The organism is Pseudoalteromonas sp. CO348, assembly GCF_004208845.1.
Classification (GTDB): Bacteria; Pseudomonadota; Gammaproteobacteria; order Enterobacterales; family Alteromonadaceae; genus Pseudoalteromonas; species Pseudoalteromonas maricaloris.
This window is the reverse complement of the sequence record NZ_SGPI01000020.1, coordinates 1-17,427: the sequence shown is the minus strand read 5'-3', so window position 1 is coordinate 17,427 and position 17,427 is coordinate 1. Positions and strand designations below refer to the sequence as shown.

The window sequence follows — 17,427 nt, the reverse complement described above, 5'->3', positions numbered from 1 at the left end:
ACTTCTTACTTCTTACTTCTTACTTCTTACTTCTTACTTCTTACTTCTTACTTCTTACTTCTTACTTCTTACTTCTTACTTCTTACGAATAAAAGCAATAAATTTTTCCTATTCAAAGCATGACCCTGAGAAAATCAACAAGTCCCGTAATGGGGTATTCAAATTTGTGCAAAAGATAGTGATAGCTAACTCGCTAATTGTAGATTTTATAAGCCTTTGTCATAAAAAATTCTCTTAAAAGAACTAGACAGTACTTACAGATAAATCTATAATGACAGCGTTGTCATTGATATTGATTCTCATCTTTAGCTTCTGCCCAAGCTTGATGAGGGAATTGAATACACATCCCCTTGTGTGTATTCAGATAATTAAAACGTCCCTTTATTGAGACAATTCCATCTTAAAACTCTACAGCAGCAAAATTTTTTGTGCTATTCTCCAATCGTTTTTGTAACAAACCATATCTTGGCTATATTTAAGTTTATATTTATCAATAAGATATATATCTATATGAATATTTTTTGAATAACAGGCCAAAAAAATTGTAGCGAATATGTAATTTAGGGTGTATGGTTTGTTATTAGATGACAGCGTTGTCATCATCACTGGGCAGAAGTGATTTAAAAAACCAACAAAATGATTCAAGGGGAATCCTGTGTTAGCTAATAATTTCAAAAAAAGCTTACTTGCAGTTAACGTCAGCATCGCACTAGGTGCGGGCTTTTCAGGCGTTGTAGTTGCAGAAGAAAGTCAAAGCCAAAATCAAGTACAAGAAAACGTAGAAGTCATTGAAGTTCGTGGTATTCGCGCTTCAAATAAAGAAAACCTCAATGGTAAGCGTTTCGCAAATGCTGTCGTTGATGTTGTGACTGCTGAAGACGTTGGTAAATTCCCTGATGGTGACGTAGGTGAGTCACTAGCTCGAATTTCAGGGGTGAGTGTATCCCGCCAATTCGGTCAGGGCCAGCAAGTATCAATTCGTGGTGCGTCAGCACAATTGACACGTACTTTGCTCGATGGGCATTCTGTTGCTTCCACTAGTTGGTTTGACCAACAAGCGGTCGATCGCAGTTTCAACTATTCACTTTTACCTTCTGAGTTGGTTGGCGGTTTAGAGGTTTATAAGTCTTCTCAAGCGAATTTAGTGGAAGGTGGTATCGGTGGTACAGTAATTGTCAAGACACGTAAACCATTGGATTTGGATGCTAACACAGTATTTGCAAGCGTAAAGGCTGACTACGGTACGGTTTCTGAGGAAACGGATCCTGAATTTTCGGGACTTTACAGCTGGAAAAACGAAGATGAAAACTTCGGTATTCTTGTTTCTGGCGCACTTGCTGAAATTCAATATCAGCGAAATGGTATTGAATCATCGGGAGGTTGGTCTGGTGGTATGGCTCCCACTGTATTCCAGCAAGAAAGAGATCGCACGGCTATTAATGTAGCAATGCAATATAGACCGACAGACTCTTTATTATTTGGCCTAAATGTAACGAGTTTAGAATTAGGCGCCAATAATGCTAACTCACAAATAATCATCTTCCCTGGTGATGGTTCTTGCACAAAAACGAATGCTTCTGGTAACTGCACGTTCCGAGACATTGATGGAACTGCTACAGCGTTTTATCAATCTTGGGTTCGTAAAGCGAGTATGAAGTCAGATACTATTGACCTTGATTGGCAGTACGAGGCTGAGAACTTCACATTTAAAGGCCGTGTCGGTAATACTAGTGCGGATAGTGATGTAACAACAGCAAATTACGGTGAGTGGACGGTCAATGATAGTAGCGAATTAAATGGCACAGTTGACATGACCGGTGACATTACGCGATATAATCTGGCAAAACAGTCATTTGATTCAGGTATTTTACCTAGTGTGATCGGTCCACAGACTTGGGCTCCTGAATACAATCCAGACTCAGATGAAGAAACTTATCTAAATCTTGATTTTGACTTTCCAGTTGACTTCGGGTTAATTTCTGCGATAAAAACGGGTTTCCGTTACGCTGACCACAAAGTAGTACAGGATGGTAACGGTGCTAATGTTAATGTTGCACTTCGCCCTATGAGAAATGCATCTGAGTATTATCCTAGCACTATATCTGCTGGTGGTGGATTTATTATCCCGGAACCAAATATGGACCTTATGATTGCTGACTCCTTGGCAATGACAGAAGGCTATACACAAAGACCTCAAGCATATGGTACTGTTGAAGAAGAAAATATGGCCCTATATGCAATGGCTGAATTCAGCGGTGAGGGTGTCCGTGGTAATGTAGGCATACGCTATATTTCAACAGATATTGAGTCTGACTATTACGATTTAAGTGATACAGGTCAATATGATACTACTTTATCTACAGACAAAGCCGATTACAGTGAGTTTCTACCAAGCTTAAACTTGGTGATTGATGTTGCTGACGACATTATTCTTCGTACTTCAGCTGCTCAAGTTATTTCACGTCCTAACTATGCTGATCTGTTTGCAACACGAAGCTTGGCTGGCTATACAGATAACCGCCCATTAAATGAAGTCCTTCAGACGGGTAACGTAGGCCTAAGTCCATTCAAAGCATTCCAAGCTGACATAGGGCTTGAGTGGTACTTCAGTGCTGATGGTATGGTTAGCTTGACGTATTACACGAAAGATGTGAGTTCATTTATTTCGACACAGCAACAGGTTAACCAACAAATTGGTATTGATATTCCAGTTTATACAAATAATCCTGATGCAGGAGAGCCGCCGTGTGGTGCTGGTATCACAGATTGTTGGACTGTTAGCTCATCTACAAACGGTAGTGGTGGTTCGATAGAAGGTATTGAGTTCCAAATTCAAGACGCTTTTGAAAATGGCTTTGGTTATTCATTCAACTACACTTATGCGGATGCTGAAGCTCCTGCAGAAAATTACCCTGACAGAGTTGGTATTTTCTCAGATTCGTCAAAGAATACCTATAATTTAGTTGCTTTCTATGAGCAAGATAACTTCTCTGCTCGTCTAGCATATAACTGGCGCTCTGAGTTCATCATTCGTGAGGCTCCAGGATGGTATGGTAACCGTGAACATAAAGCATATGGACAGCTTGATTTCAGTGCTACGTACTCGGCTACAGATTATCTAGATGTTACTTTTGAAGCCATCAATTTAACTGAAGAAGATAGCGTTCAACTAGGTAACAATAATCCATCAACGACGTTGCCAAACCCTGACCTTCTTAATAACTTCCCTGTTTGGAGTTTTGAAGGTGAAGCACGCTATAAAGTTGGTGTAGCGGTACGTTTCTAAATAACTCAATGTCCCATCCTAAATGTGTAAACGCATTTTAGGACGGGACACGAAGATCAGAAAAAGCTCAACAAATCGTTGAGCTTTTTTTATTGGAAAAGGATTAGCAATTAACTCATGAGAGGAGGGGTTAATAATAAAACTTACTTATAATTCGGCCTATCAACCAATAACTTCTAATTGATCAAGAAAGAAGGTTACTATTTATACCCTATAAGAGAGTTTTAGCTTTACTGACATTGTTTCTAATATTTAGATAGGTGTTAACATCGATCTGCATTATGTTGAGAATATAAACTGATTTAGCGCACGCTCGCAAACGAAGAAATTGAGAGCCTTCCTATTTTTGGATCTTGATTACATCCAGACGCACAATTGATATTGGCACTATGTAATATGTTCCCTTGGTAGATAACTAGCCTATTAAACTTTGGTTCTATTTTCAGTACGCGCTCAAACACACTTGTTGTTTCATTTAGGTAACCAGAGTGCTCATGTGGACTTTCTGCTGCTTTCATTAACATCTCTGATAATACTCCTTTATCTTTTTCCCTAAACTCTACAAGGTTTTCAGGTATAAAACGATAGATACTTGTACCTCCCAAGTTGGTTGTGGATAGGTAGTGTACAAAAGCAAAGTCTCTGTCATCAAATGAATCAATATGCGGAACTTTTTGGTCTAAAATAAGCGCATCAGGCTGGCAAGTGATGAGTGATAATAAGCATTTATGAAAAGTAACTGATTGATACTCACTTCTAGAAATGCGCGGAAGCATGTAATCCTTAAAAAATGATGCTAGTAGCCTCATATACGGTTCAGGCATATGGTCTCTTTTTCCCGGGTAGAAGGAATTATCAGAAAACATGGGGTGGTAGTAGGCTACCTTATGCGCAAAATTTAACACGCTCGCAGTATCCAATAAGAAGTCATCAACGACATAGACACTGATATCTGTATTAGGGACGATTAACACGCTAATTTTTAAGGAAGGGTTGAGCTTGAGGTTTTGCATTGTTTTTTACTGTTAAACTATACATAGACTACTATTAAGCAAATGTACGTAATTATGACAGCGCTATCAACTCTTTGATGCGAAATAAGCTAAGTTCTTCATTGAAGTTTTTATCTAAACTACCTTAAAAAATATTTAACTTCCAATTTGCCCGGAAAACCGCTAGCCTTAGGGGCAATAAATAAAGTAACAAATACGTAAAATAATGGAGCAGTATTATGGCGGAACAACAAGTGCAGCCTTTACACAACGAAAAGCACGCTAATATCAAAGTAAAAAATGGCGTGAACGTTGATTTCCTTAAAACTCAGCACTTAATGCCTGTAGTGGCGCATGAGTTTGCGCGTGTAGCGACAGAATTCCCAATGGCGTTTGTTAAAAACACTGAGTCAGGTCAATTTCAAGCGGTTGCTATGTTTGGTCTTCAGCCTGGTGAAAACCTATTTGTTGATGGTGATAAGTGGACTGGCAGCTTTGTGCCAATGGCCGCTGCACGTTACCCGTTTGGTTTGGTTAAGCACCCAGAGCAAGATCAGTTTGGTATTGTTATTGATGAAGCAAGTCCGCTAGTTGGTGAAGAAGAAGGCAATGCGCTTTTCGAAGACGGTAAAGAAACTGAATACCTAGGTCGTCGTAAAGAAGCGTTAGTTAGCTATGTTGAGTTTGCTCGCGTAACTGAAGCGTTTACTCAGTATCTTGCTGACAAAGAGCTTCTAGTTCAACAAACGCTAACGGTAGAAATCCGTGGTGAGAAAAAAGACATCAACGGTATCTACCTTGTGGATGAGCGTAAGCTAAACGAATTAGGTGACGAAGATTTCCTAGAGCTACGTAAACGTGGCTATTTAGCACCGATCTTCGCATTCTTAACTTCTACGCATCAAGTTGCGCGCCTTGCACGTATGAAGGCACAGCGCGAAGCGAGCTAATCGCTTTTAGATATAAAACGATTCGATAGAAGCGCTTCCAGAGGAAGCGCTTTTTTTGTGCATGCTATTTTATAACTGCTACACCAATTTGCTCCTTCAAATTGAGCAAGTATTAAGGCAAATTGGTATTACTTAGCGTTTGGAATAGGGCAGTATGAACCGCCACGAGGGATCCAAACCGAGCGTGTTTCCCAACGACAGTTATAAGCTACTCGGTGTTCTTCTTGTTGAGTTGAGTAGGTATTGTGTTGATGTATATATTGACCTCGGGGATGATAACCATGAGGATCAGGAATAGTCCAACCTCCGGGGCAGCTTTGTGTCGCGAGTACGGTTTTAGTTTCCCATAAAGTGTAAGGACCGTAAGGTTCACCGTACATTAATTTGTAGTGGCAAGTCTTATAACTCACATCAACGAGCTCTGTACGGTAGTCACATACCCACACACGTCGCTCATCCCAGTAGCCACCGCAGTCAACATTGTTTACTTGGGTGTCATAAAAAGTGTTGTAATCAATAACTTTAATTTGCTCTTGAGTAGACGCGGCTTGAGCAGTACCAAGCAGTAGTGTGCTAAAAGCTGCAATTTTTAGAATGTTTTTCATATCGATTCCTGTCGAATTTCGTTATTTTATTACTTTGAGTTATTTCAAAGTAATAAATATGTTTCCATTTTGTGGTCGAAATAACAACCATGAATTGATTGAAAAATATTCAAATTTGCTGTTGTGTCTTGCTGCTCATGAGTTTCTTTCAACCACACTGTAAATAGGTTAGCTTGACAATTTTAACGCGAAAGCTTGCATCGTTCTAAAATTCACCTCATGCTGAAGTTTAACAACGAACCAAGGTATAAAAATGAAAAAAATCTCTTTGTTAGCAGCCTTATTAGCCTTGTCGGCGACAGCTGCTGTCGCTGACGAGAAAGCGCCACCGTTTGCGATCGCCATTCATGGAGGAGCTGGTACGATTGAGCGCAGTAACTTCACACCAGAAAAAGAAAAACAATACAAAGCTAAATTAAAAGAAGCCGTTGAAGCGGGGTATAAGGTACTAGAACAAGGTGGTGAAAGTCTTGATGCAGTGACGGCTGCCATTAATATTCTTGAAGACTCGCCTTTTTTTAACGCTGGTAAGGGGGCCGTGTATACTTATGATGAAGGGCATGAGCTAGATGCGTCAATCATGGATGGTCGTAATCGCCAAGCGGGCGCTGTGGCGGGGGTGAAGAACATTAAAAACCCGATCAACCTGGCAAAAGAAGTGATGCAGCATTCAGTACATGTCATGCTAAGTGGTGAAGGTGCGGAAGACTTTGCTAAGAAACGCGGTTTTACGTTAGTGGAAAACAGCTATTTTGACACCGATGCTCGCTATCAATCGCTCCTAAAGGCGAAAAAGCGATTGCAGATGAAAGAAGCGGCGACCAAAGACTATCAGGCGGCACACCAACAATTAGAGAGCCAGTATAAGATGGGAACTGTGGGGGCTGTCGCACTCGATAAGCAGGGGAATTTAGCGGCTGGAACGTCAACTGGTGGCATGACGGCGAAACGCTTCGGACGGATAGGTGACTCACCGGTGATTGGTGCGGGCACATTTGCGGATAACCGCTCTTGTGCTGTTTCAGCAACGGGACATGGCGAGTATTTTATTCGATATAATGTCGCAGCTGATATTTGTGCTCGTGTCGCTTATCAAAACAAGTCGATTGAAAAAGCGGGGCAAGAAGTGATTTTTGATACGCTTTATCCAATTGGTGGCACGGGAGGGGTGATCATAGTTGACCCTAAAGGAAATATTAGCATGCCATTTAATACCGCTGGAATGTATCGTGCGAGCAAGTCGTCAACAACACCGACCTATGTTGGTATTTATAGCGAGTAAAACAATATTTCGTTGAGATTAAGCAAGTTCTTTAAACGCCAGCTACTATTATCATGATAGCTGGCGTTTTTAATGGAGATGAGCAATGCAATCAATAAAAGTAGCAGACTACTTAAATCATCGCCCCGTAACATTCAAACAGGACATGCGCGTAGAATCAGCTGTAGAAAAGCTGCTACAAAGCGGCCAGTCGGGCGGGCCGGTTATAGACGAAGCAAGGCGGGTTATTGGGTTTTTATCTGAGCAGGATTGTCTCAAAAAAATGTTAGAGGCGACCTATCAAAATGAGTCTCATAGCGTGGTGTCCGATGTGATGACAAAAGAGCCTCTGTGTGTAAAACGCGAAGACAGCATAGTGCAAATGGCAGATTTGATGATTTGCAATAAGCCCAAAGTGTACCCGGTAGTTGACGATGAAGGGCGCTTACTTGGGGTTATTAGTCGTGCAAACGTGTTATTAGCATTGGATAAGCATTTACATGATGCTTATGTCTCTGGTCACCGCTACGTATAAAGTGATGAAATTTACGAGCTGTTAAGTTAACCCATGAGGAGTTGCCTTGATAATAACAGCAAAAATCTCAATTCCTAACCAAATTTAGTTGGGTTCGTCTAATCTGATTTGATAAACTACACGGCGTTTTATGTAATCACAAGGTGTCGTGTAGTGCAGGTTGACTCGCTGTTCAAAGAGCTAAATTCATGTCTTAAAAAGGATCACTTCATCCTCAAAAAGCGCCTCCATGGTGCGAAAAAAATTACCGATCAAGAAAAGCAAAAGCAGGTAGTCGCAAAAGTAGCGGCTGCAATAGCAAAAAGCCAAGAATTAAAGGTAACAAGAAGTGCCAATATTCCAGCTGTAGAGTATCCTGAGCAACTACCCGTCAGCCAGAAAAAAGACGACATCAAAGCAGCCATTGCGAATAATCAGGTGGTTATTGTTGCCGGCGAAACAGGCTCGGGGAAGACCACGCAGCTGCCTAAGATTTGCTTAGAGCTTGGTCGAGGTGTGGATGGCTATATTGGTCATACACAACCAAGAAGACTAGCGGCAAGAAGCGTATCTAACCGTATCGCAGAGGAAATTGGTTGCGAGATGGGGCAAGAAGTTGGATTTAAAATTCGCTTCTCAGATCAAGTCTCTGACAATACATACGTAAAACTGATGACCGACGGTATTTTGCTTTCGGAAATTCAACAAGACAGATTCCTCAACCAGTACGACACAATCATCATTGATGAAGCGCACGAGCGTAGCCTGAATATCGATTTTATTCTGGGTTATTTAAAGCAGCTGTTGCCGAAGCGTCCAGATCTTAAAGTGATTATCACCTCAGCAACCATTGATCCTGAGCGTTTTTCCAAACATTTTAGTGACGCACCTATTATTGAGGTGTCAGGACGAACTTATCCAGTAGAAGTGAGATATCGTCCAGTTGAAGATGTAGACTCAGAAAATGGCGAAGCAGAAAATGACCAGTTGCAGGGCATTTTTGATGCGGTTGATGAGCTGTGTGCCGAAGGACCTGGGGATATTTTGGTATTTATGAACGGTGAGCGTGAAATTCGTGACACCGCTGATGCGCTGGCAAAACGCAATTTAAAAGGCGTTGAGATTTTACCTTTGTATGCGCGCCTGTCTAATGCCGAACAAAACCGCATTTTTGCGCCCCATAGCCAACGGCGCATCGTATTGTCTACAAACGTTGCAGAAACGTCATTGACCGTACCAGGTATTCGCTATGTTATCGACCCGGGTACTGCGAGAATAAGCCGCTACAGTTATCGAACCAAAGTGCAACGCTTACCGATTGAAGCGGTATCACAAGCCAGTGCAAACCAGCGTAAAGGCCGATGTGGCCGTGTGGCATCCGGTATTTGTATTCGTTTATATTCTGAAGACGACTTTTTAGGGCGTCCTGAGTTTACCGATCCTGAAATTCTAAGAACCAATTTAGCTTCGGTTATTTTGCAAATGCTCGCACTTGGACTTGGTGATATAAGTCAATTCCCTTTTGTACAAGCGCCTGATAGCCGTAATATCAAAGATGGTATGTCGTTACTTGAAGAGCTGGAGGCGATAGTTCCTGCTCAGCGCAGAGAAAAAGCCAAGCTCACAGAATCAGGTCGTAAACTAAGTCGCTTACCCATAGACCCAAGGCTTGCCAAGATGGTGATGTCAGGGGCACAAAACAACGCGCTTTGGGAAGCGATAGTGATCACCGCGGCACTGTCTATTCAAGACCCAAGAGAGCGTCCTCAAGACAAACGTGCAGCAGCTGACGAAAAACACAATCGCTTTGAGTGCGAACACTCTGACTTTGTTGCATATCTAAATCTATGGAATTACATCGAAGCGCAGCAGCAAGCACTGACGCGTAACCAGTTTAGAAAGCAATGCCAAAAAGACTTTTTGGCCTATATGCGTGTACGTGAATGGCAAGATATTGTATATCAGCTGACTACGGTGTGTGAGGAGCTCGGCTTTAAAATAAATAGCAGTCCTGCAAGCGATGAGGCTGTCCATCAATCATTGCTAAGCGGTATGCTTAGCCATATTGGTGTGAAAGACGAAAAGCAAAAGCAAGTGTTTAAAGGCGCACGTAACAGCCAATTTCATATTTTCCCCGGTTCAACACTATTTAAGAAAAGCCCTAAGTGGCTGATGTCTGCGGAGCTTGTGGAAACCAGTAAACTTTATGCTCGGGTTAACGCCAAAATCGATGTAAATTGGATTGCACCGCTCGCCAAGCATTTAGTTAATAGCAGCTATAGCGAACCGCATTGGGAGAAAAAGGCTGGAGCGGTTATCGCATTTGAACAACAAACCTTATACGGCTTGATCATCATTGGCCGCAAACGCACGGTGTATAGCGATATTGATCCTGTGGTTAGCCGAGAGATATTTATTCGTGAAGCGTTGGCAAATGGTCAACTAGGCCAGAGCGAAGGTTTTTTAAGCGCAAACCAAAAATTGGTTGAAGAAGTGCAGGCGCTTGAAGATAAAGCGAGGCGTCGCGATATCCTAGTTGACGAAGAAGATGTGGTTGCGTTTTATAACGAGCGAATTCCACAAGACGTAAATAATCGTGCTGCGTTTAGTAAATGGTGGCGCTCACAAAAGCAAAAAGACAAGCGTTTTTTGCATATGACGCGCGATCTATTAATGAAGCATGACGCTGAACATATCACGGATACCCACTACCCTGATACGTGGCAGCAAGGGAATTTGATTTTGCCTCTCAGTTACCACTTTGACCCAGGCCAAGCACTCGACGGCGTGGTGGTCAATATTCCTCTGGCACTATTAAACCAAGTTCAAGATGAAGGTTTTGATTGGCATATTCCTGCGCTCAGACATGAGCTGGTTTGTGGGCTTATTAAGTCACTGCCGAAGACCTTAAGACGTAATTTTGTGCCAGCACCAAATTATGCCGATGCAGTGCTTGCCGCCGTTGAGGTAATGCAAGGCTCATTTATAGAAGCGGTGGCCAACCGTTTACTCAGAATGACAGGTGTCAAAGTCGCCGAGTCAGATTGGGATGTTAGTTCACTTGAGCCGCACTTAAAAATGCAATTTCAGGTAGTCGATGACAAAGGCAAGGTGATAGCCCATAGCTTTGATTTATTGGCACTTAAAGCAAAGTTGCAAGGGCAAGTGACCGAGACGCTTTCGCAAGTGGCAGAGCAAGGGATTGAGCAGACGGATATTCAGCAGTGGGATTTTGGCGAGCTGCCAGAGCAATATACTAAAAAGCAAGGAAATTATGAGATTAAGGCTTTCCCAGCATTAGTCGATAAAAAGCAAAGTACGGCTATAGAACTGTTTGATAACGAAGTAAAAGCCCAAGCTGCGCATCAAGCAGGATTGCGCCGTCTTGTGCTACTTAATGTTCCTTCGCCTGTTAAATACCTGCAGCAACACTTACCAAATAAGGCTAAGTTAGGATTGTACTTTAACCCCTTTGGTAAAGTGCATGATTTAGTTGATGACTGTACGCAAGCTGGGGTTGATAAGTTGCTGCGTGCATTTGGTGAGATCAGAGATGACGTCGCGTTTGAAAAAGCCAAAGAGCACATTCGAGCTGAGCTAGGTGACACTGTAGTCGAAATTGCGAAGCAAGTTGAGGCTGTGCTTAGTATTGCCCACAGTATTAACAAGCGTATGAAAGGCAGAGTGGATCTCACGATGATCACCGCGCACGGCGACATAAAATCTCAGTTATCCGGTCTTATCTTTAAAGGCTTTGTCACCGCTCACGGTGCTGACAAAATCTCTGATATTTTACGCTACATGAAAGCGATTGAGAAAAGATTTGAAAAACTTGCGGTAGATCCAAACAGAGACAGGCTGTGTGTACTAGAATTGGAAAAAGTTGCTGCAGCCTATCAAGACAAGTTGGCAAAAATTCCTTCTGGATTACCTGTACCAGAGTCGCTTATAAATATTTTTTGGATGCAACAGGAACTTCGCGTGTCTTTGTTTGCTCAAACATTAGGAACGGCTTATCCAATTTCGGCTAAACGCGTTCTGAATTCGATAAAAGAGTGCGAAATATAAACTTGCATTTTAGAGTACGACAGTTACTTTATTATATGAGGAAGTAAAGTTTTGGATTGTGAGAAGGAAGCGGCATTGAATATGTCCACACGAGAGAAAAGGAAAAATGCACCGCACCTGCTGGTGGTCGACGACGAGTATTTTAACTATGAAATGCTTGAAATGGCGCTGTCGGGGTCGTTTGAGCTGAGCTATGCAAACTCGGGCACGAGTTGCTTGTCTAATGCGATTGCTGATCCTCCAGATGCTATTTTGCTTGATGTGTGTATGCCGGGTCTTGACGGTTACGACACCTGTCGAATGTTGAAAAATACACCAGAGACGAAGGACATTCCTGTATTAATGGTGTCTGGTTTAGAGTCCGAAAAAGAACAAAAAGCGGGGTTCGATGCCGGCTGCGATGCCTATGTGGTAAAGCCATTTTCAATGCAATCGCTATTAGAAAAAATAAAATCAATGGTGTAGGAGCATTATATGATCAATGAAGATAAACGCCGTTTTATGCGTATGTCGGTGGATGCAGTTGCAAAATTAACCGAGCTTGAGTCGGGTAAAGTGCACCAAGGAGTTTGTCACGATTTAAGCGCCACAGGGTTGTCGGTGACAGTGAGCGACCCAATTGAAGCAAATTCAACCGTTGACATTTTCATTGATTCCAGTGGCGATATGATCCAGCCACTTAGTGCTCACGCGACCGTGATCCGCTGTAGTCAAGAACAGGACGAGCAGTGGATTGTAGGGCTTGAAATCACCAAGTTTAATTAGATTACCTAAGCCCTAAAGGTGGTATTGAAGTTTCCTCCGATACCACTGTAAATTGCTAAATCAATAGACCTTACAAATTAGGCCTTTTAGGTAAAAGCCTTCTGGATAATTGCCTGCAATAGGGTGGTCGGCTGCTTGATTTAGCCTTTCCATAATCAACAATTCTTTACCGGCATCGAGCGCAGCGTCTGCAACGACTTTCTGGAACAGGTTTTGTTCCATAAGGCCAGAACATGAGAAGGTGAGTAATGTGCCACCTGGCTTTAATATCTGCATGGCAATCATATTGATATCTTTATAGCCACGACAAGCGCCGTTAAGCTGCGCCTTACTTTCTGCAAACTTTGGTGGATCCATCACGATAGTATCGAATTGACGGCCCTCATCACGATACTGTCTTAGTAGTTTGAACACGTCTTGCTTAACAAACTCAGCTTTCGATAAGTCTAGTTCATTATGTTCTACATTGCGTTTAGCTGTGTCGAGTGCTGGCTGCGATACGTCAACGTTAATTACTTTACTACAGCCACCGCGCAGTGCATAAAGGCCAAATGTACCGGTGTAGCAGAAGCAGTTAAGCACTTCTTTGTCTTTTACAAAGCGCTCTAACGCGGCTCTACTGTCGCGTTGATCTAGATAAAAACCGGTTTTATGGCCGCCGATGATATCGACTTCAATCTTTAAACCATTTTCGCTTATAAGGACTGGTGCGGTTGGTGCGTCGCCTGCAAGCGGTCCGGTAATTTTATCAAGGCCTTCTTTTTTGCGCACATCAACATCTGAGCGCTCGTAAACATGACAATCAGGAAATTGTGATTGCAATGCCATTACTATTTCACCCTTGTGGCGTTCGGCACCAGCGCTTAGCAACTGACAAACCAAGTAGTTATCAAACTTGTCAATTGTTACACCTGGCAGACCATCTGACTCTGCGGCACACAATCTAAAGCCAGTTAAACCACCTTCAGCGATAACATATTCTCTGGCTGCGAGTGCACGTGCGAGTTTTTGCTCAAAAAACGCTTGGTCGATATGTTGTGATTCATCAAACGTCCAAATTCTGGCTCGGATCTGAGAGTCTGGACTGTAAGCGGCTGTCGCGAGGTATTTACCCTCATTGCTGTAAATCTTAACGGTATCGCCAAGGGCGGGTTTACCTTTTACTTTTTTAATGGCCTTTGAGAAAACCCAAGGGTGTTTTCTGTTAAGGGATTTTTCTCTGCCTGGTTGCAGATATAGCGCGCAAGTCATATATTTTCTCTAATCTTTCCTGATAGCTGCCATTTTAGTGAAGGGTGTGGCAACATACAATCAGTAATGCCTTTCCCGCTGAATTTGTGTGGGTTTATTTGTCAGATATTAATAAAAGTTGAGCTTAATGACGTTACAAATGCATGAATTAGAAAAAGCATGTGAAGAGTTTATGCTGTCGACACCATGTGCAGATACCGCCCATGATTTGTCTCATATCAAGCGTGTAGTTAAAGTCGCAAAGTCGCTTTGCGAAGCTGAGGGGGCGGATCCCGCTGTGGTGATCCCTGCCGCTTGGTTACATGATTGTGTTGCCGTAGCAAAAAATCATCCAGATAGGCCGCTGGCGTCGAAATTAGCTGCAGATAAGGCGGTTGTCTTCCTAACAGAGTTGAAGTACGACACGGATAAACTCGAGGCTATTCACCACGCCATTGTTGCACACAGCTTTAGCGCCGGTGTCACACCCACGACATTAGAAGCCAAAATTGTCCAAGATGCAGACAGAATGGATGCGTTAGGGGCGATAGGTGTTAGCCGCTGTATGAAAGTAGGTGGGGCGATAGCGCGTAATCTTTACAATGTAGAAGACCCTTTTTGTGAGCACAGAAAAGCTGACGATACTAAATATACCTTAGATCACTTCTTCATTAAGCTGCTGCATATTAAAGATAACATGCATACCACCGCAGCCCGTGAGCAGGCACAAGCCCGCACCCAATATATGCTGGATTTTTTAGAACAACTGAAATCAGAAATCGCGGATTGAAAATGACGAGATGAGTATCATCTCGTCATTTGCTTTACAAAAACCACCACAAATAGCGCTAATGAAAAGCTGCCGGTAAAAGCCTCTACTGCTGCGATCAGCCGGGAGATCCCCACAGGGGTAATATCCCCGTAACCCAAGGTTGTGAAGGTAACAACACTAAAGTAAAAGCTGTTCAGCAGCGCCATGACGTTTTCAGATACACTGTTGTCTAAGTCCAGTTGCATTATCTGGTCTTGAAACGAAACACCAAATAGAAAATAGCAAAATGCACAGGTAATTATCATACCTAAACTGAAGCGAATGACATTTTCTGGCTTTTCTCCATACCCACATAATAAGTCGACAAAGCTGGAAATAAGGTGACGTTTTGAAAAGCGTGGATACTGGGCATGTCGCATGCGCAGCTCTTTGTATGTAAAGCGCCCAACCATTTCAAATAGTCCTTGGTTTTCTGCGCCTTTACGTAGTAAACGATAGATCTCTTCGGACTGTAGAAACAAGTCTTCCGCGTCTTCTTTGGCTCGGTTTCTACGAGCTTCAAAAGCTTGCTGCTCTTGCAGTAATTGCTCGCCGAGTTCCATATTATCGATGCGGGTGTTCTCAAGCTTTATGCCGAGCAAATTGGTGCTTTCTAAATTACAGCAGTGCAGACTTGCTTCTCTCAAATCGGCCTTCATTAGCGACGCATGCTTAATGGTATTATTAAACAGGTGCGCCCCTTTCAAATTGGCACGATAAAAGTTGCTATAAGATAGATCATAGCCATGATGATTTTCAAAGTTAACAAGATTGAGCCCTTCTAAATTGGCTCGCTTCAACTCTAAGCCTTGCAGCAAACCGCCGCGCTTGGCGTAGCGTTCAAGCTTTTGGCTTAGCTCTAAGCCACCTTTATCGAATTTATTGTCATGCCAAAAGCAGTAACCTGAGCCCATATCGATTTCACTGCATTTTTTTCCCTCAGGTGACACATATTGGCAAATGGGTTTATCAGCCATAGCTTGCCTAAATCAAAATGCCTTTTTCATTAAGCGTAGCAGCAAAAATAATAAATACGGTGATTTAACGAAAAAATCTTTCTAATTTATAGAGTGTTAGAAACCACACTATTGATGAGTTAATTGTCATTGTTGATCAAATTCATCATCTTACATGGCGTTTGCAGTGACTCCGATAAGTTGCTCATATTATAATGCATGCTTTAGTGACTAAGAATTTGTTACCTTGCAATATCAATTGAAGAAAAGCCGAAAGCGTAAGAGCGTTGCGATAAAAATAAAAGCTGGCCAAGTATTTGTGTATGCACCAGAGCAAGTTTGCGAGCGCTGGTTACATAATTGGGTGGAAAGCAAATCCGATTGGATAAAATCAAAGCTTGCTCTAAAAGTCATACCTGAGAGCCCTCGGCCACTGGAAACAGGAATTGTGCAAGTATTCGGCGAGACCTTTACCATTCAAAGAGGCGAAAGCACGACCTCTGTAATTGATTTTGATAACAAAAGGGTGTTACTTAAGGCTGTCAAAAATGAATGGCGTGAATTAGTTGCGCTGTTAAGCGAAACGCTAAATGACTATGTAGATATGGTTATTGCGCGCTATCAACCTGATATTCAAGCGCGCTTTGATACACTAAAAATACGCGTTTATAAAAGCCGCTGGGGCAGTTTTTCATCTAAAGGCGTGCTTGCGTTTAATACGCTTTTGATTGGTGCGCCTAAGTGGGTAATTGATTATGTGGTAGTGCACGAACTTTGCCATTTTCATGTCATGGCACACAATAGCGCATTTTGGCGCTTGGTAACAAAGCACTATGGCCACGACCATAAAATGGCTCGGCGTTATCTACGTGACCACGGTCGTGACTTGATGATTGAGCATTAGCATAGTGTCCTGTTTATGCCTATTATTTCTCGGGCCTCGCTTTTGCCGCGCGTTTTAACAGCTTTTGAAATGTCGGACATTCAAAATGGCTTGGCGCAGGGCATTTGGCAGCGTGATAGAGGCCATCTCGCATTGCAGTTAAATGCTTAATGGTTTCATTTAATTCATCCCCTTTGGATTGTAACTTCGCCCTATCAATATCCGCTTTACCCTCGGGGGTAAACATGTCCGCTATTTCATCTAACGAAAAGCCTGCGTTTCTGCCTAGTGTAATAAGCGCTAGACGTTCAAGTATCGAAGGGGGGAAAACACGTTTGAGCCCTTGTCGACCAATCGATCGGATCAGTCCTTTTTCTTCATAATATCTAAGCGTGGATGCGGGTAAACCAGACTTCTTTGCTACTTCACTGATATCCATTCTTGCCCTTGACTTAAAGTTAACTTGAACTAGTAGGATAGCGGCTGTCAGTAAAAAAGAGGAGTAAAAATAGTGGAAAACCTATATTCGATGTTAATGCCAGCAGTCGTGATTGGCGTTGGTGCAACACTCGTTATGGATTTGTGGGCATTTATGCTCAGTCGCGTGTTTGCCATAAAGGGCTTAGATTATGCGTTGGTTGGTAGGTGGATTGGACACTTGTGTCAAGGTAAACTCACGCATCAAGGTATCGGGCGTAGTAAACCAATATTTGGTGAACGTGTCATTGGCTGGGGCGTGCATTATCTCATTGGGGTTGTATTCGCCTTGGTGTTACTACTGAGCGTAGGCAAGCCTTGGTTGACTGAGCCTAGCCTTTTGACTGCGTTAGTTTTTGGCTTAATAACGTGTGTTTTTCCATTTTTTATTATGCAACCCTGTTTTGGTGCAGGGGTCGCAGCATCTAAATTACCAGAGCCGAATAAGGCAAGGGTAAAAAGTATGGCAGCACATTTGATTTTTGGTTTTGGATTGTTTTTAAGCTCGTTTATATATGTAAGCTTGTTGTGAGATAACAAAATAGAAGGTGGTGGAGGGAGCTGGATTCGAACCAGCGAAGGCTGAGCCGTCAGATTTACAGTCTGATCCCTTTGGCCGCTCGGGAACC

Annotated in this window: 15 protein-coding genes; 10 read left to right on the top strand and 5 right to left on the bottom strand. The window is 42.5% G+C overall.

Annotation, left to right across the window (positions count from 1 at the left end; all coding sequences use genetic code 11):
• Positions 1-655: 655 nt before the first annotated feature.
• Positions 656-3,286 (top strand): TonB-dependent receptor, encoded by a 2,631-nt coding sequence (locus EXT48_RS10265; RefSeq protein WP_130164397.1) that lies wholly within the window; start codon positions 656-658, stop codon positions 3,284-3,286.
• Positions 3,287-3,588: 302 nt separating this feature from the next.
• Here EXT48_RS10265 and EXT48_RS10260 read toward each other — a convergent pair whose 3' ends face one another.
• A complete protein-coding gene (locus EXT48_RS10260) occupies positions 3,589-4,299 on the bottom strand; it encodes a DUF6445 family protein (protein WP_130164396.1) in 711 nt (236 codons plus the stop codon).
• A 218-nt stretch (positions 4,300-4,517) separates the two neighbouring features.
• On the opposite strand from EXT48_RS10260, the gene EXT48_RS10255 reads away from it, so the two are divergent.
• A complete protein-coding gene (locus tag EXT48_RS10255) occupies positions 4,518-5,228 on the top strand; it encodes a SapC family protein (protein WP_010375531.1) in 711 nt (236 codons plus the stop codon).
• A gap of 128 nt (positions 5,229-5,356) precedes the next feature.
• On the opposite strand, the gene EXT48_RS10250 is transcribed toward EXT48_RS10255, so the two are convergent.
• Entirely contained in the window at positions 5,357-5,833 is a 477-nt protein-coding gene (locus EXT48_RS10250) for a hypothetical protein (protein ID WP_130164395.1), read from the bottom strand.
• Between the two features lie 253 nt (positions 5,834-6,086).
• Between EXT48_RS10250 and EXT48_RS10245 the strand changes: the two genes are divergently transcribed.
• From EXT48_RS10245 to EXT48_RS10225, 5 genes are all read left to right on the top strand, one after another.
• A complete protein-coding gene (locus EXT48_RS10245) occupies positions 6,087-7,115 on the top strand; it encodes an isoaspartyl peptidase/L-asparaginase family protein (RefSeq protein WP_130164394.1) in 1,029 nt (342 codons plus the stop codon).
• Between the two features lie 85 nt (positions 7,116-7,200).
• Positions 7,201-7,629 (top strand): CBS domain-containing protein, encoded by a 429-nt coding sequence (locus EXT48_RS10240; RefSeq protein ID WP_010375537.1) that lies wholly within the window; start codon positions 7,201-7,203, stop codon positions 7,627-7,629.
• Between the two features lie 153 nt (positions 7,630-7,782).
• The gene (gene hrpA, locus EXT48_RS10235) at positions 7,783-11,676 is read left to right on the top strand and encodes an ATP-dependent RNA helicase HrpA (protein WP_130164393.1); all 3,894 of its coding nucleotides are present in this window, start codon (positions 7,783-7,785) and stop codon (positions 11,674-11,676) included.
• Between the two features lie 81 nt (positions 11,677-11,757).
• Positions 11,758-12,141 (top strand): PleD family two-component system response regulator, encoded by a 384-nt coding sequence (locus EXT48_RS10230; protein WP_045989068.1) that lies wholly within the window; start codon positions 11,758-11,760, stop codon positions 12,139-12,141.
• Between the two features lie 9 nt (positions 12,142-12,150).
• Positions 12,151-12,441: a PilZ domain-containing protein gene (locus EXT48_RS10225; protein ID WP_010375543.1), complete on the top strand. Its 291-nt coding sequence runs from the start codon at positions 12,151-12,153 to the stop codon at positions 12,439-12,441.
• Between the two features lie 60 nt (positions 12,442-12,501).
• On the opposite strand, the gene EXT48_RS10220 is transcribed toward EXT48_RS10225, so the two are convergent.
• Positions 12,502-13,692: a class I SAM-dependent methyltransferase gene (locus tag EXT48_RS10220; RefSeq protein ID WP_130164392.1), complete on the bottom strand. Its 1,191-nt coding sequence runs from the start codon at positions 13,690-13,692 to the stop codon at positions 12,502-12,504.
• Between the two features lie 127 nt (positions 13,693-13,819).
• On the opposite strand from EXT48_RS10220, the gene EXT48_RS10215 reads away from it, so the two are divergent.
• A complete protein-coding gene (locus EXT48_RS10215; RefSeq protein ID WP_130164391.1) occupies positions 13,820-14,461 on the top strand; it encodes an HD domain-containing protein in 642 nt (213 codons plus the stop codon).
• A gap of 17 nt (positions 14,462-14,478) precedes the next feature.
• Here EXT48_RS10215 and EXT48_RS10210 read toward each other — a convergent pair whose 3' ends face one another.
• Positions 14,479-15,459, bottom strand: a complete 981-nt coding sequence (locus EXT48_RS10210) for an ion channel (protein ID WP_010606522.1) — start codon at positions 15,457-15,459, stop codon at positions 14,479-14,481.
• Between the two features lie 238 nt (positions 15,460-15,697).
• On the opposite strand from EXT48_RS10210, the gene EXT48_RS10205 reads away from it, so the two are divergent.
• Positions 15,698-16,342: a M48 family metallopeptidase gene (locus EXT48_RS10205; protein WP_240703374.1), complete on the top strand. Its 645-nt coding sequence runs from the start codon at positions 15,698-15,700 to the stop codon at positions 16,340-16,342.
• 22 nt (positions 16,343-16,364) lie between these two features.
• Here EXT48_RS10205 and EXT48_RS10200 read toward each other — a convergent pair whose 3' ends face one another.
• Positions 16,365-16,760, bottom strand: coding sequence for a helix-turn-helix domain-containing protein (locus EXT48_RS10200; RefSeq protein ID WP_039492270.1), 396 nt, complete (start codon positions 16,758-16,760; stop codon positions 16,365-16,367).
• 72 nt (positions 16,761-16,832) lie between these two features.
• On the opposite strand from EXT48_RS10200, the gene EXT48_RS10195 reads away from it, so the two are divergent.
• Positions 16,833-17,330, top strand: coding sequence for a DUF2938 domain-containing protein (locus tag EXT48_RS10195; protein ID WP_240703373.1), 498 nt, complete (start codon positions 16,833-16,835; stop codon positions 17,328-17,330).
• Positions 17,331-17,427: the final 97 nt, after the last annotated feature.

What these genes read in the sequence shown, in the direction of transcription:
- EXT48_RS10260 (WP_130164396.1), bottom strand. Translation starts at nt 4,299, where the DNA reads ATGCAAAACCTCAAGCTCAACCCTTCCTTAAAAATTAGCGTGTTAATC.
- EXT48_RS10255 (WP_010375531.1), top strand. Translation starts at nt 4,518, where the DNA reads ATGGCGGAACAACAAGTGCAGCCTTTACACAACGAAAAGCACGCTAAT.
- EXT48_RS10250 (WP_130164395.1), bottom strand. Translation starts at nt 5,833, where the DNA reads ATGAAAAACATTCTAAAAATTGCAGCTTTTAGCACACTACTGCTTGGT.
- EXT48_RS10245 (WP_130164394.1), top strand. Translation starts at nt 6,087, where the DNA reads ATGAAAAAAATCTCTTTGTTAGCAGCCTTATTAGCCTTGTCGGCGACA.
- EXT48_RS10240 (WP_010375537.1), top strand. Translation starts at nt 7,201, where the DNA reads ATGCAATCAATAAAAGTAGCAGACTACTTAAATCATCGCCCCGTAACA.
- EXT48_RS10230 (WP_045989068.1), top strand. Translation starts at nt 11,758, where the DNA reads ATGTCCACACGAGAGAAAAGGAAAAATGCACCGCACCTGCTGGTGGTC.
- EXT48_RS10225 (WP_010375543.1), top strand. Translation starts at nt 12,151, where the DNA reads ATGATCAATGAAGATAAACGCCGTTTTATGCGTATGTCGGTGGATGCA.
- EXT48_RS10220 (WP_130164392.1), bottom strand. Translation starts at nt 13,692, where the DNA reads ATGACTTGCGCGCTATATCTGCAACCAGGCAGAGAAAAATCCCTTAAC.
- EXT48_RS10215 (WP_130164391.1), top strand. Translation starts at nt 13,820, where the DNA reads ATGACGTTACAAATGCATGAATTAGAAAAAGCATGTGAAGAGTTTATG.
- EXT48_RS10210 (WP_010606522.1), bottom strand. Translation starts at nt 15,459, where the DNA reads ATGGCTGATAAACCCATTTGCCAATATGTGTCACCTGAGGGAAAAAAA.
- EXT48_RS10200 (WP_039492270.1), bottom strand. Translation starts at nt 16,760, where the DNA reads ATGGATATCAGTGAAGTAGCAAAGAAGTCTGGTTTACCCGCATCCACG.